We start from the raw sequence: 13,199 nt of genomic DNA on the forward strand, positions 1-13,199 counted from the left end.
CGCTTACGCCTTGCCGAAGACGCGGTCGAAGATCGTGTCGACGGCCTTGAAATGGTAGCCGAGGTCGAACAGCGCTTCGATCTCGGTGACCTTCAACCGGGCGGTGACGTCGGTATCGGCCTTCAGCAGGTCGAGCAGCTGCAGCGCCCCGTCTGATTCCCACACTTTCATCGCATTGCGCTGCACGAGGCGGTAGCTGTCCTCGCGGCTGACGCCGGCCTGGGTCAGCGCCAGCAGCACGCGCTGCGAATGGATCAGCCCGCCCATCTTGTTGAGGTTCTTCTCCATCCGCTCCGGATAGATGACGAGCTTGTCCATGACGCCGGTCAGGCGCGCGAGCGCGAAGTCGAGCGTCACCGTCGCGTCGGGGCCGATCATCCGTTCGACCGACGAATGGCTGATATCCCGTTCATGCCACAGCGCGACATTCTCCATCGCCGGCATCGCATAGCCGCGCACGAGACGCGCGAGGCCGGTGAGATTTTCGGTCAGCACCGGGTTGCGCTTGTGCGGCATCGCCGACGAGCCCTTCTGGCCCGGCGAGAAATATTCCTCGGCCTCCAGCACCTCGGTGCGCTGCAGATGGCGCACTTCGGTGGCCAGCCGCTCGACGCACGAGGCGACGACGCCGAGCGTCGCGAAATACATGGCGTGGCGATCGCGCGGGATGACCTGCGTCGACACCGGTTCGACCGCGAGGCCCATCGCCTTGGCGACATGCTCTTCCACGCGCGGGTCGATGTTGGCGAAGGTGCCGACGGCGCCGGAAATGGCGCAGGTCGCCACTTCCTCGCGCGCGAGCAACATGCGCGCGCGGCAGCGATCGAACTCGGCGTAGGCCTGCGCGAGCTTCAATCCGAACGTGGTCGGCTCGGCGTGGATGCCGTGGCTGCGGCCGATGGTCGGGGTGAGCTTATGCTCGAAGGCGCGGCGCTTCAGTACGACGAGCAATTCGTCGAGATCGCGGATGATGATGTCGGCGGCGCGGACGAGCTGCACATTCAGGCAGGTGTCGAGCACGTCCGAGCTGGTCATGCCCTGATGGACGAAGCGCGCTTCCTCGCCGACATGCTCGGCCAGCGAGGTCAGGAAGGCGATGACGTCATGCTTCACCTCGCGCTCGATCTCGTCGATGCGCGCCACGTCGAAGCCGCCGCGTTCCCACACCGCTTTCGCCGCGTCGGCGGGCACCACGCCCAGTTCGGCGAGCGCATCCATCGCGTGCGCTTCGATCTCGAACCAGATGCGAAAGCGCGCCTCGGGCTCCCAAAGCGCCACCATCTCGGGCCGCGAGTAGCGGGGAATCATCAGCCAAGCTCCTGATTTATATACGTTCGCGAAACAATTAGTGATTCGTGTCAAGGGGATACGAACGATTTTCGGAACCCGCAACCGTAACGAACGTTCTTCCCATGTCTCTGATCGCCTACGCCTTGGGCAGGCAGAAAGCCTCGGCGGGAAACGACAGGGAGTGTGAGGAAGTCGTTTACAGTTTCGTATGTTGAGTAGGAGCTTTTAGCTATGCGTACCATCATTCTCGCCGCCGCCCTCGTGTGCAGCACCGCCGCCGTCGCTCAGGAAGAGATGACTGCGGCTCCGGCCCCGGCGCCGACCGTTGAGTCGGGTGCGGTCACCAAGATCATCGCTCGTGGCGACCACTACACCGTGCATCGCGTCCTCGCCGACGGCACCGTCATGGTGCAGACGCTGCAGGGCGAGCAGGCCAAGCTGGCGATGGCCGGCGAGTTGACCCCGCAGCTGGCCTCGGCCGACTTCGGTGTCACCGCTGGTGCCGGCACCAGCGAGCCGGCCCCGGAACAGCCCCAGAACTAAGCTGAGCTGAGCCAAATACAGGGCTCCTCGCCGGAACCGGCGGGGAGCCCTGTCCGTTGGTGGGCACCTGAAAGAAAATATAAAGGAGCTGACCATGCGCAGCCTTGCCCCGATCGCGTTCGCCGCCGCCCTGATGTGTGGGACGAGCGCGCTGGCTCAGACCGCCGAACCGGCGACCTCTTCCGACACCGACACGAGCGCCCCAGCGACCGAAGCCCCCGCGACCGAAGCCACGGTGACCTCGACGACCAGCGTCGAAACGCCTGCGCCGATGGATGCGAGCGCCACCATGGGGGCGTCCGTCACCGCCGCCGCCGACACGAACTGGGCGCAGCATGACGCCGACAGGGACGGCGCGCTGACCCCGCTCGAATTCGCGATGCACGTCGATGCAGTCAACGGCGCACTGACGGCCGAGGCGAAGCGCGAGCGCTTCAGCCGCGCGTCTGGAAACGGCGCGATCAAGCTGCTGAATACCACTGCCGCGGATTTCTCGAAAGCCGACACGAACCGGGACCGCAAGGTCGATGGCAGCGAACTGGCGGCCTGGCAGACCGGCGGATCGGCGGCGATGGCGTCGACCGCGACGCCGGCCACCGGCCCTGCGCCTGACGCGGCTACCACGGGCGCCGGCACCGGGACGCCGATGCCCGAAGCCATGCCGGATGACAGCGCCGCGCCGCCCGCGAACAGCAGCACCGACATGACGCCGGCCACCAACCCTGCACCCGGCGCGGCGACTACGGGCGCCGGCACCGGGACGCCGATCCCCGAAGCCATGCCGGATGACAGCGCCGCGCCCCCCGCGGACAGCAGCACCGACATGACGCCCGCCGATCCGGCGGTCGAGCCCAAGCAGGCCGACGACACCATGGTGACGGACACCCCGCCCAAAAACTAAGGCCGGACGACTTCTGACCGGAAGGGGAGCTGCGTACGCAGCTCCCCTTTTCCTTGGTCCTTGACGCTTCCGCCGATCGCGGGCTCCATGCCCGGCGAGGGGGAAGCGATGGTCGAGGCGCGCGCCGAAGAGAGCGGAATCCGCGAGTTCTGGCAGCAGAATCCGTGCGGCGAGACGCTCGTCGATCAGGGCACCGAGGATTGGGCCGCCTTCTTCGCCACCTATGACGAATATCGGTATCGAACCGAGGGGCACATTCTCGGCTGGCTGGACTATCTCAACGTCGATGGCCTGCGCGTGCTCGAAATCGGGCTCGGCCAGGGGGCGGACGCCGAGCAGCTGATCCGCCGCGGCGCGCGCTGGACCGGCATCGACCTCACCGCCGAGGCCGCCGCGCGCACCCGCCGCCGGCTCGAGATGAAGGGCCTGCAGTTCGACGATGTGGTGCAGGGCAGTGCCCGGTCATTGCCCTTCCCCGGCGCGAGCTTCGACCTCGTCTATAGTTGGGGCGTGCTGCATCACATCCCCGAGATCGGCTTGGCGCAGGCGGAAATCGCCCGCGTGCTGAAACCCGGCGGCCGGCTGGCGGCGATGCTCTATGCGAAGCACTCGCTGAACTATTGGCTGGCGATCACGGTGGTGCGCCGGCTCGCGCTGATCCTCATGCGGCTGTTGCGGCCAGGCGCCGGCGGGATCGTCGGCGGGCATCTGGCGAACGCGCGGCGCCTCGGCATGGCGCGCTATCTGCGGCTCGAGAATTTCATTCACGCCAATACCGACGGGCCGGGCAATCCGTACAGCAAGGTCTATGAAGCGGCGGAGATCGAGCGCGACTTCGACCGGTTCGACCTCATCGAGACCCGCAAGGACTTCATGCACGCGCCGCCGCTGCCGGTGCGCCGATTGCCGTTCGGAAAGCAGCTCGGCTGGCACCTGATGGCGCTGCTGACAAAAAAGCCCGCCTAGATCAGGCCCAGTTGCCGGAAACTGGCGTGGCCCGATCGGCCGATCACCACATGGTCGTGAAGCGCGATGCCGAGCGCCTTGCCGGCGGCGGCGATCTGCGCGGTCATCGCGATGTCGTCACGGCTCGGCTGCGGATCGCCCGAGGGGTGATTGTGCGCGAGCACGATCGCGGTTGCGCCCAGTTCGAGCGCGCGTTTCATCACTTCGCGCACATAGACCGGCGCCTGGTTGACGGTGCCTTCGGCCATCAGTTCGCTGCGGATCAGCAGGTTGCGGTTGTTGAGGAACAGCACGCGAAACCGCTCGACCGCGCCATGGGCCATGTCGGCGTGGAGATAGTCGATCACCGCCTGCCAGCTCGACAGCAGCGGCCGGCCAGTGATGTCGTCGCGAAGCGCGCGAACCGATGCCGCCTGCACGAATTTCAGCGCGGCGATGCCGGTGTCGCCGAGGCCATCGACACGCGACAGTTCGGCCGGCGTCGCCGCGAGCACGCTCGACAAGGTGCCGAACTCGGCGATCAGCCGCTTGGCGAGCGGCTTGGTGTCGCGCCGCGGCGTGACCAGCGCGAGCACATATTCGAGCAGTTCATAGTCGTGGAAAGCGTCCTCGCCGCCGGCGATCAGCCGCGCCCGCATCCGGGCGCGGTGGCCGTCGGCTGATCCAGCGTCGTCTTCCCGCGCCAAGAGGTCAGGCCGAATAGGGCGGCGCGTCGAGGCCGGCGAGGCTCTTCGTGAAGATCTCGCAGCCGTCCTCGGTGATGCCAACCGAATGCTCGAACTGCGCCGACAGTGAGCGGTCGCGCGTCACCGCCGTCCAGCCGTCGTCGAGTACTTTCACATCGGCGCGGCCGAGATTGATCATCGGCTCGATGGTGAAGAACATGCCGGGCTTCAGCACGACACCGCGGCCGGGTTTGCCGACATGAACGACGTTCGGCGCATCGTGGAAAACGCGCCCGAGGCCATGGCCGCAGAAGTCGCGCACCACAGAATAGCGCTGGCTCTCCGCATAGCTCTGGATGGCGTAGCCGATATCGCCGAGCGTGTTGCCGGGCTTCGCCGCCGCGATGCCGCGCATCAGGCATTCATAGGTGACGTCGACGAGCTTCTTCGCCTTCAGCGGCACGTCGCCGACGAGGTACATGCGGCTGGTGTCGCCGTGCCAGCCGTCGAACACCACGGTGACGTCGATGTTGACGATGTCGCCCGACGCCAGCTTCTTCGACCCCGGAATGCCGTGGCAAACCACATGGTTGATGCTGGTGCACAGCGAGTGGCTGTAGCCGCGGTAGAAAACGGTCGCCGGCACGGCGCCCTGTTCGAGTACCGCGTCATAGGCGAGCTGATCGAGCTCGCCGGTGGTCACGCCCGGCTTCACATGCGCGACGAGCATGTCGAGCACGCGCGCCGCGATCTGCCCGGCCTTGCGCATGCCGGCGAAGCCTTCCGGCCCGTGCAGCTTGATCGCCGAGGTCGGTTCGGCGGTGTCGGTATCGATGGCGGCAACGTAGTTCATGTCGAAAGCCCTTAACGCATTGGCGGCCCGCGCGCCACGCGCTAAGCGGGAGGAGCCATGGCCGACGCTTCCCGAATCTGGACCGCTGCGCTGATCATCATCGGCGACGAAATCCTGTCCGGGCGCACTCAGGACGCGAACCTCGCCTATCTCGCCAAATGGCTCAACGTGCAGGGCATCCGCCTGAAAGAAGTGCGCGTCGTCGCCGACGAGATGGGGGCGATCGCGCAAGCGGTCAATGCGCTGAAACCGCCCGCCTGCGACTATCTGTTCACCACCGGCGGCATCGGCCCGACGCATGACGACATCACCGTCGACGCCATCGCCGCCGCGCTCGGCGTGCCCGTGGTGATGCACCCGGATGCCGAGGCGGCGCTGCGCGCCTATTATGGCGACCGCATCACCGACGCGCGGCTGCGCATGGCGCGGGTGCCCGACGGGGCGGAACTCCTCCCCAACCCGGTATCGGGGGCGCCCGGCATCCGCGTCGGCAACATCTTCATCATGGCGGGCGTCCCGAAGATCACGCAGGGCATGCTCGCTGGGCTCGATGGCATACTCGAGGGCGGCGCGCCGATGCTGTCGCGCAGCGTCGGCGCGTGGATCGGCGAGAGCGCCGTCGCCGACTTGCTGCGCGAGACCGAGGCGGCGCACGCCGGCGTGCAGATCGGCAGCTACCCCTTCTGGCGCGACGGCAAGGTCGGCGCCAACTTTGTCATCCGCAGCGCCGACCCGCACGGCCTCGCCACCTGCGCGGCGGCCCTCCTCGACGGCTTACGCGCCGCCGGCGTCGAGCCGGTCGACGGCGAAATCTGAACGACTTTCCCTCAAGGCCCACGTGGCGGAATTGGTAGACGCAAGAGACTTAAAATCTCTCGTTCCGTAAGGTTCGTGCCGGTTCGATCCCGGCCGTGGGCACCATGAATTCAACGAGCTGAGAGCAGCGAAAGGCAACCCCACATGGACGACGTGCTCCGCCGCGCCGCGCTCGAATATCATCGCAATCCGATGCCGGGGAAGCTGGCGATCACCGCGACCAAGCGGCTGGCGACGCAGCATGACCTGGCGCTCGCCTATTCGCCCGGCGTCGCGGCGCCCTGCGAGGCGATTGCCGCCAATCCCGACTGCGCCGCCGAATATACCGCGCGCGCCAATCTCGTCGCGGTGGTCACCAACGGCACCGCGGTGCTCGGCCTCGGCAACATCGGCCCGCTGGCGTCGAAGCCGGTGATGGAAGGCAAGGCGGTGCTCTTCAAGAAGTTCGCCGGGATCGACGTGTTCGACATCGAACTCGATGCGCCGGACCCCGACCGTTTCGTCGAGATCGTCGCGGCATTGGAGCCGACCTTCGGCGGCATCAACCTCGAGGATGTGAAGGCGCCCGAGTGCTTCGAGATCGAGCGGCGCCTGCGCGAGCGGATGAACATCCCGGTCTTCCACGACGACCAGCATGGCACCGCCATCGTCGCCGCCGCGGCGATCCGCAATGCGCTGCAGCTGCAGGGCAAGTCGCTCGGCGAGGTTCGGCTGGTGACCTCGGGCGCGGGCGCCGCGGCGCTCGCCTGCGTCAACCTGCTGGTGGCGATGGGCCTGCCCCGCGCCAACGTCACGCTGACCGATATCGACGGCGTCGTTCATTCGGGGCGCGCCAACCTTGATGCCGATCTGGCCGTCTATGCGCGACCGACCGATGCGCGGTCGCTGCCCGACGTGCTGCCCGGCACCGACATCTTCCTCGGCCTGTCCGCACCGCGCGTGCTGAAGCCCGAATGGCTGCCGCTGCTCGCGCCCAACCCGCTGATCCTCGCGATGGCGAACCCCGAGCCGGAAATCCTGCCCGAGATCGCGCGCGAGCTGCGCCCCGACGCGATCGTCGCCACCGGACGCTCGGATTACCCCAACCAGGTCAACAACGTCCTCTGCTTCCCCTATATCTTCCGTGGCGCGCTCGACGTCGGGGCGACCGAGATTAACGACGCGATGAAGCTTGCCGCGGTCGAGGCGATCGCCACACTGGCGCGCGCCGAGGTCGAGGAAACGGTGGCGGCGGCCTATGGCGGCGCGCACGCGCTGTTCGGCCCCGACTATATCATCCCCAAGCCGTTCGACCCGCGGCTGCTGCTCGAGATCGCGCCGGCCGTCGCCAAGGCCGCGAGCGACAGCGGTGTCGCCCGCCAGCCGCTCACCGATGTGGCCGCCTACAAGGCGCGGCTCGGTCAGCTGACCTACCGCTCCGCGCAGTTGATGATCCCGGTGTTCGAAGCGGCGCGGCGCATCGCGGCGCGGGTTGCCTATGGCGAGGGCGAGGACGACCGCGTGCTGCGCGCCGTGCAGACCGTCGTCGACGAGAATCTTGCGCGGCCGGTACTGGTCGCGCGGCGCCGCATCCTCACCGAGAAGATCCGCACGCTCGGCCTGCGGCTGGTGCTCGATCGCGACGTCGAAGTCGTCGATCCGGAGAGCGGCGATCCGATGTTCGAGCGGATGACCGACGAATATAAGGCGCTGGTGGTGCGCAAGGGCGTCGTGCCGGAGTCGGCAGCGCGGTCGGTCACCCGCCGCCCCACGGTCACCGCCGCGATGCTGCTGCGCATGGGCCAGGTCGATGCCGCGGTGTGCGGCGGCAATTCGGACTGGTGGGAACAGACGAAGCTGGTGTTCCCGATCGTGCCGCGCGCCGCCGGCGTCGAGCGCGTCTACGCGCTGTCGGCGCTGATCCTGCCGGTGGGCACGCTGTTCATCGGCGACACGCACATCAACCTCGACCCCGACGCGGCGCAGATCGCCGAGATGACGACGCTCGCCGCCGACGCGATGAAGCGCTTCGGCATCGAGCCGCGCGCCGCGCTGCTGTCACATTCGAACTTCGGCGCGTCGAATTCGCCGAGCGCCGCCAAGATGCGCGCCGCTCTGAAGCTGCTGCGTGCCCGTAACCTCGGCTTCGCGGTCGACGGCGAGATGCACGCCGACGCCGCGCTGTCGCCCGCGCTGCGCGGCCGCATCGTGCATGATTCACCGCTGGAGGGCCCGGCGAATTTGCTGGTCGCGCCGAACCTCGACGCCGCCAACATCGCCGCCACCCTGCTGGCGAGCGCGGCGGAGGCGCAGGTGGTCGGCCCGATGTTCCTCGGCCTGTCTAAGCCGGTGAACGTCCTCGTCCCCTCGGTCACGGCGCGCGGCATCGTCAATCTGACGGCGGTGGTCGCCGCCCACGCCAACCGGCAGGGCTAGGTCATCACGCGGCCTGGTCGGAGCCCAGCGCGCCGGCCGGAGCCGGCGCCGGCTGGCCGAGAAGGTAGCCCTGGCCGAGGTCGCAGCCGAGCGCGTGCAGGAAGTCATGCTGCGCTTCCGTCTCGATGCCTTCGGCGACCACGCGTTTGCCGAGGCCGTGGGCGAGCGCGATGATGGCGCGGACGATCTTCTGGCTGCCCTCGTCGCCGGGCAGGCCGGCGATGAACGAGCGGTCGATCTTCAGCACGTCGGCCGGGAAATCGCGCAGGTGGATGAGCGAGGCGAAGCCGGTGCCGAAATCGTCGAGCGCCACCGTGGCGCCGGCGGCGCGCAGCCGGTGGAGGCAATCGATGATCGGCGCGTCGTGCCGGCCAAGCATCACCGTCTCGGTCACCTCGACGATCAGCGACTGACCTTTGAGGCCCCGCGCCGCCAATTGACCGAGGATCTCCGCCGCGCCCGCTTCGCCCTGTAGCTGGCTGCCGAGGAAGTTGACGCTGACCCGGCCGCCGGTGGCGGCGGCATGGTCGAGCGCCATCGCCAGCACGCGCGGCTGGATTGCGCCGGCGGTGCGAACATCGTCGAAGATGGCCATGAAGTCGGCGGGCAGGAGCAGGCCGTAGGTCGGGTGGTTCCAGCGCAGCAGCGCCTCGTGATTGACGATGCGTCCGGTCGCCAGATCGACCACCGGCTGGAAGTAGAGCTGGAACTCGCCGCGATCGATGCCGCGGCGCGCCTCGGCGACGGTGCGGCGGTCGGCCTCCACCTCGTCGTGCATCGACTCGTCGTAGCTGCACCAGCCGCCGCGCGCCTGCGCCTTGGCGCGGTAGAGCGCGAGATCGGCCTTCTTGTAGAGTTCGGTCGAGCTGTCGCCCTCGGCCGTCCACACCGCATGGCCGGCGCTCATCGACAATTGCAGTTGGCGGCCGCGATGCTCGATCGGATCGGCAGAGGAGGTGGCGATGGCGTCGAGCACCGCCGGCAGCCGCGCGCGGTGATCGCCGGTCAGGATCACGCTGAACTCATCGCCGCCCATGCGCGCCACCCGCGCGTCCTCGCCCGCCGCGGTGCGCAGCCGGTCGCCGGCGGCGAGGATGAGCGCGTCGCCGGCGTCATGGCCGGCGAGGTCGTTGGCTTCCTTCAAATGGTCGACATCGATGATGACGAGGTCGGCGCCGCCAGTGGCGGGCAGCTGCGTCATCCATTCCTGGAAGGCGGCGCGGTTGGAGAGACCGGTCAGCGGATCGGTGGTCGCCACCCGGCGCATGGTCTCGCGCTCGACATCGGCGGCGTCGCGCTGGCGCCGAATCTCGCGGAAACGGTCGGCGATCGCCAGCGACAGGATTACCGCCTCCAGCGCGATCGCCACGAAGGTCAGCATGTCGATGATGTCCGACTGCGGCGCGACGCCGAAGTTACGCGCGATGCGGACGCCGAACACGATCAGCGGCGGGCTCCAGCCGGCGAGGTAGAACCAGACGGTGCGGCTGCCGCGCCGGATGGCGATGACCGAGCCGATGCCGATGGTGAGCAGGGTCGAAATGAACCCGAGGTTGAGCGCGCGGTCGCCGATCATCGGCTCGATCCACGGATCGGCGGCGGCGATACAGCCCGACACGAATACGACGAGCGCGGTCGCCCGCCCCATCTGGATCAGCCAGCGCGGCAGCTTCCCCGGCTCGATCAGCTCGACGAAGAAGGCGGTGGCCGAGGCGATGACCGCGGCGACGGCGACGAGGCCCATGCGGATCCCGGTCGGGCCGGTCAGTTGGGGGAACAGGTAGAAGATGCCGCCGGTCCACAGCAGCATATAGGTAAGCGCACTGGCGACCCAGGCGACGTACCAGCGCTGGAAGGTGGTGCGCAGCCAGGACAGCAGGAAGAGATTGTAGATCAGCGAGCAGGTGAGGATGCCGGTCACCATCGCGATCAGCGCCGACCAGCGCTGTTCGTGCGCTGCCGAAGCCTTCGGCGTCATCGCCTTCACCGACCGCATCAGACTGATGTCGTCGATATCCTCGAACCCGATGCGGATCGAGCGCACGCCGGCACCGGCGACAGGCACGTCGAAGCGGAGGTTTTGGCCGAGCGTCCAGTCGCCTTCGAGTTCATGTCCGCGGCGCTCGATCACCAGCGGCTGCGCGCCGCCGATCTCGATGCGAATGGTGCGAAAGCGGGTCTGGTCGACGAACAGGTCGAAATTGGCGGGCAGCGCGGCGAGCGCCTGCGGGTTGCCGATCTGCACCCAGGTCCAGCGCGGGCCGTTTTGCGAGCAGGGCGCCGCCGCGGTGGCGCAATCGAGTGGCTGGACCTGCAGCCGCACCGGCGCGTCGGCGGCCAGCACGGCGCTGCCCGGCATGAACAGCAGCAGGAACAGCAACAGTCTCAGCATGCCCCCCGCCCTGCCATGAATGCGTAGCCAATCCCCTAACGCGAGGGCCATGCTATTGCATTGCGACGGAAAAGTCTTGCCGGAGCATTACGGCATTCGCCCGTAGCGGGCGGATTCTCAGCGGCCGAACAGCTTCGCCGCATTCTCTCCCGCGATCTTCGCCTTCTCCGCGTCGGTCAGCGGCAGCGCGTTCAGCGCGTCGACATTCTGCTTCAGCGAGAATTGCGGATAATCGGAGCCGAGCAGCACATGTTCGACGCCGACATTGCGGATGGTCCAGACGAACTCGTCCTCGATCGGCGAATCGGCGACGATCGCCACCGTCGCCGAGATGTCGAAATAGATATTGTCGCCGAACAGATTCTCGGCGGTGCGCGCGCCCTTCAGGATGTTCCAGAAGCGGAAGTTGAGCGCGCCCATGTGCGCGAAGATGAATTTCGTCTTCGGCGCAGCGAGCGCGAGGTTGAACAGCTTCTCATTGTCGCCGGGCAGGATGTTGGCGTTGTCCATCAGCACGACGACGCCCAGGTCTCCCGCCTTCTTCGCCACCGCCAGAACGCGCGGGTCGGCGTTGTCGAAGCGCTGTGTGTGCGCGTGGATCTTGAGCAGCTTGACGCCGAGGCCTGCGACGCGCGTCAACTCGGCCAGCGCCGCCTCGCCGTCATAGGGGTGGACCGTCGCGACCGGGAGCATCGCCGGATGCTTCCGTGCGAGCGAGAGCAACGCGTCATTTCCCGCGCGGATCGCTGCCGGGTTGCCGGTCGCGGCTTGATTGGGGCCACCGAACCACATCGCGCCATAGCCGGTGACGGCAAGCCCGTCGGCGCGAAGCTGCGCCTCATAGGCGCGCAGCGATTCCTCGCCGCGATGAAAATGGACATGGAGATCGAAGAGGCCCGGCTGGGCCGCCGCCGGCCGGACCACGGCAACCGCCAGTGCCAGTCCGATGATCCACCGTTTCATTCGACTCTCCTGCACCCGGAAATCCGGTGCCCCTTCTATGGGAGGCCGGCAATTACCTGAAGGGTAGGACGGGCGCTATCGCGTCGGACGGTGACACACCGCGATGATCACCGGCAGCAGCAGTTCGGGGACGAGATAGCCGAGCCAGACCTGCGGCGGGTCGGGCAGGCCGACAACCGAGATCGACACCAGCCGGCCGATGCCCGCCATCAGCACGCCGAACGCCAGCAGGTAGACCAGCGTACCCTGCTGACGGATCGTCACCGCCGCCCAACCGGCGATCACGCCGGTCGATAGATAGACCCCCGCCATGAAGCGATGGACGTTATCGAGCCGCGGCGTGGTCTCGGGCTGACCAAGCCAGAGCTGCAGCATGCCACCGGCAATCGCGATGGCAGCGACGAGGAACAGACAGATCTGAACGATGCGCTGGCGCGCCGGCATGGACTTCCTCCCCCAAGGATTGAGCCGCGACGCCACCGACGAAGTCATGCTGCGCCGGGCAGTTTGGCGTTACAAGCAGGATGATGGCGCCCGCGACCCAATTCCGTGTCACGCCCGTCGAGGGCATGCGCCCCGGCGCGCACGCGGAATTCCCCTATGACCGCGAGCTCGTGCGTCGCTTCCGCGAGGCCTTCCCGCGGGCGCGATGGCGCGAAGCAGGCCATTGGTTCGTCCCCGGGGTGCGCGCCGCGCGGCGGCTCGACCGCTGGATGGCGGCGGAGCAGGCGGCGATCGACCTGCACGCCGACGCCAAGGGCCGTGACGACTTCCTGTTCGATCCCTTTGCCAGCCCCTATCTGGAAGCCGGCGACGACGATTTGATCGTCCGCACGCCCTGGTCGCGGACCATCGTCGCGGCGATGCGGGTAATACCTTGGGCGCGCTGGGACTCGCTGGCGCGGGTCTGGCGGGTGCCCTACCGCTCGGTCGCCGAGTTGCGACGGCGCTGGCCGGACATCGAGGCGGCGGCGGCCCGCAATGAGCCCGAGCAGCGGCTGGCCCGCGCGCTGGCGCGCACCCCCGATCCGCTGGCGCGGCAGCGGCAAGCCGACCGCCGGCAGAACCGCTATCCGGTGCCGCTGGCGGATTCGCCGCCGGCCGACGTGCCGGTCGCGACCTTGTTCGGCGTGCTGGTGTTCGAGGGGAGTGACGGCGAATTGGTGAGCGCCGACGAGGTCGCCGCCTATCCGTTCGCGGTCGACGACCCCGAAGGCTTCGTCTGGGCGATGTTCCGGGCGCCCGAATATCGCGAGATCAAGGCGCTGAAGCCAGCCGAAGCTGAGCCCGACCGGTCGCGTGGCTGGTGGCGGGCGACCGCCGAGGAGATCGAGGAAGCGCTTCGCTTCCTCGCGCGTGGCTACCGGCGGCAGCGCACGCGCGAGGGAAACTGAC

At 67.9% G+C, this 13,199-nt stretch carries 12 protein-coding genes and 1 tRNA gene; 7 read left to right on the plus strand and 6 right to left on the minus strand.

All coding sequences use genetic code 11. The features are described from left to right. Nucleotides 1-3: 3 nt before the first annotated feature. Entirely contained in the window at nucleotides 4-1,308 is a 1,305-nt protein-coding gene (gene purB, locus ACFOMD_RS07025; protein WP_380858940.1) for an adenylosuccinate lyase, read from the minus strand. Nucleotides 1,309-1,521: 213 nt separating this feature from the next. Here purB and ACFOMD_RS07030 point away from each other — a divergent pair, with 213 nt between their 5' ends. The 3 genes from ACFOMD_RS07030 to ACFOMD_RS07040 all read left to right on the plus strand — a co-directional run bounded on the left by ACFOMD_RS07030 (nucleotide 1,522) and on the right by ACFOMD_RS07040 (nucleotide 3,700). Then, nucleotides 1,522-1,833, plus strand: a complete 312-nt coding sequence (locus tag ACFOMD_RS07030; protein WP_380858943.1) for a hypothetical protein — start codon at nucleotides 1,522-1,524, stop codon at nucleotides 1,831-1,833. Nucleotides 1,834-1,927: 94 nt separating this feature from the next. Next, nucleotides 1,928-2,734, plus strand: coding sequence for a hypothetical protein (locus ACFOMD_RS07035; RefSeq protein WP_380858946.1), 807 nt, complete (start codon nucleotides 1,928-1,930; stop codon nucleotides 2,732-2,734). An 87-nt stretch (nucleotides 2,735-2,821) separates the two neighbouring features. Continuing rightward, complete coding sequence (locus ACFOMD_RS07040; protein ID WP_380858949.1) at nucleotides 2,822-3,700, plus strand: class I SAM-dependent methyltransferase; 879 nt, start codon at nucleotides 2,822-2,824, stop codon at nucleotides 3,698-3,700. Here the strand turns inward: ACFOMD_RS07040 and radC are convergent. Together radC and map are read right to left on the minus strand one after the other, a co-directional pair. Further along, a complete protein-coding gene (gene radC, locus ACFOMD_RS07045; RefSeq protein ID WP_380858951.1) occupies nucleotides 3,697-4,338 on the minus strand; it encodes a RadC family protein in 642 nt (213 codons plus the stop codon). The genes ACFOMD_RS07040 and radC overlap by 4 nt on opposite strands. Nucleotides 4,339-4,390: 52 nt before the next feature. Continuing rightward, nucleotides 4,391-5,218: a type I methionyl aminopeptidase gene (gene map, locus ACFOMD_RS07050; RefSeq protein ID WP_380858954.1), complete on the minus strand. Its 828-nt coding sequence runs from the start codon at nucleotides 5,216-5,218 to the stop codon at nucleotides 4,391-4,393. Between the two features lie 57 nt (nucleotides 5,219-5,275). Here map and ACFOMD_RS07055 point away from each other — a divergent pair, with 57 nt between their 5' ends. From ACFOMD_RS07055 to ACFOMD_RS07065, 3 genes are all read left to right on the plus strand, one after another. After that, nucleotides 5,276-6,034, plus strand: coding sequence for a competence/damage-inducible protein A (locus ACFOMD_RS07055; protein WP_380858957.1), 759 nt, complete (start codon nucleotides 5,276-5,278; stop codon nucleotides 6,032-6,034). 16 nt (nucleotides 6,035-6,050) lie between these two features. After that, a tRNA-Leu gene (locus tag ACFOMD_RS07060) sits at nucleotides 6,051-6,139 on the plus strand. Between the two features lie 39 nt (nucleotides 6,140-6,178). Next, the gene (locus ACFOMD_RS07065; protein WP_380858960.1) at nucleotides 6,179-8,449 is read left to right on the plus strand and encodes an NADP-dependent malic enzyme; all 2,271 of its coding nucleotides are present in this window, start codon (nucleotides 6,179-6,181) and stop codon (nucleotides 8,447-8,449) included. Nucleotides 8,450-8,453: 4 nt separating this feature from the next. Here ACFOMD_RS07065 and ACFOMD_RS07070 read toward each other — a convergent pair whose 3' ends face one another. From ACFOMD_RS07070 to ACFOMD_RS07080, 3 genes are all read right to left on the minus strand, one after another. Then, nucleotides 8,454-10,841: a putative bifunctional diguanylate cyclase/phosphodiesterase gene (locus tag ACFOMD_RS07070; RefSeq protein ID WP_380858963.1), complete on the minus strand. Its 2,388-nt coding sequence runs from the start codon at nucleotides 10,839-10,841 to the stop codon at nucleotides 8,454-8,456. A gap of 117 nt (nucleotides 10,842-10,958) precedes the next feature. After that, nucleotides 10,959-11,804 (minus strand): amidohydrolase family protein, encoded by an 846-nt coding sequence (locus ACFOMD_RS07075; RefSeq protein ID WP_380858966.1) that lies wholly within the window; start codon nucleotides 11,802-11,804, stop codon nucleotides 10,959-10,961. A 75-nt stretch (nucleotides 11,805-11,879) separates the two neighbouring features. Next, nucleotides 11,880-12,248 (minus strand): DUF4345 domain-containing protein, encoded by a 369-nt coding sequence (locus tag ACFOMD_RS07080; protein WP_380858969.1) that lies wholly within the window; start codon nucleotides 12,246-12,248, stop codon nucleotides 11,880-11,882. A gap of 80 nt (nucleotides 12,249-12,328) precedes the next feature. Here ACFOMD_RS07080 and ACFOMD_RS07085 point away from each other — a divergent pair, with 80 nt between their 5' ends. Next, complete coding sequence (locus ACFOMD_RS07085) at nucleotides 12,329-13,198, plus strand: hypothetical protein (RefSeq protein ID WP_380858972.1); 870 nt, start codon at nucleotides 12,329-12,331, stop codon at nucleotides 13,196-13,198. Nucleotide 13,199 lies beyond the last annotated feature (1 nt).

The sequence above is a fragment of the Sphingoaurantiacus capsulatus genome, assembly GCF_042648405.1.
GTDB classification, from domain to species: Bacteria; Pseudomonadota; Alphaproteobacteria; order Sphingomonadales; family Sphingomonadaceae; genus Sphingoaurantiacus; species Sphingoaurantiacus capsulatus.

Coding starts and splice junctions, on each gene's coding strand:
- purB (WP_380858940.1), bottom strand. CDS start 1,308: ATGATTCCCCGCTACTCGCGGCCCGAGATGGTGGCGCTTTGGGAGCCC.
- ACFOMD_RS07030 (WP_380858943.1), top strand. CDS start 1,522: ATGCGTACCATCATTCTCGCCGCCGCCCTCGTGTGCAGCACCGCCGCC.
- ACFOMD_RS07035 (WP_380858946.1), top strand. CDS start 1,928: ATGCGCAGCCTTGCCCCGATCGCGTTCGCCGCCGCCCTGATGTGTGGG.
- ACFOMD_RS07040 (WP_380858949.1), top strand. CDS start 2,822: ATGCCCGGCGAGGGGGAAGCGATGGTCGAGGCGCGCGCCGAAGAGAGC.
- radC (WP_380858951.1), bottom strand. CDS start 4,338: ATGCGGGCGCGGCTGATCGCCGGCGGCGAGGACGCTTTCCACGACTAT.
- map (WP_380858954.1), bottom strand. CDS start 5,218: ATGAACTACGTTGCCGCCATCGATACCGACACCGCCGAACCGACCTCG.
- ACFOMD_RS07055 (WP_380858957.1), top strand. CDS start 5,276: ATGGCCGACGCTTCCCGAATCTGGACCGCTGCGCTGATCATCATCGGC.
- ACFOMD_RS07065 (WP_380858960.1), top strand. CDS start 6,179: ATGGACGACGTGCTCCGCCGCGCCGCGCTCGAATATCATCGCAATCCG.
- ACFOMD_RS07070 (WP_380858963.1), bottom strand. CDS start 10,841: ATGCTGAGACTGTTGCTGTTCCTGCTGCTGTTCATGCCGGGCAGCGCC.
- ACFOMD_RS07075 (WP_380858966.1), bottom strand. CDS start 11,804: ATGAAACGGTGGATCATCGGACTGGCACTGGCGGTTGCCGTGGTCCGG.
- ACFOMD_RS07080 (WP_380858969.1), bottom strand. CDS start 12,248: ATGCCGGCGCGCCAGCGCATCGTTCAGATCTGTCTGTTCCTCGTCGCT.
- ACFOMD_RS07085 (WP_380858972.1), top strand. CDS start 12,329: ATGATGGCGCCCGCGACCCAATTCCGTGTCACGCCCGTCGAGGGCATG.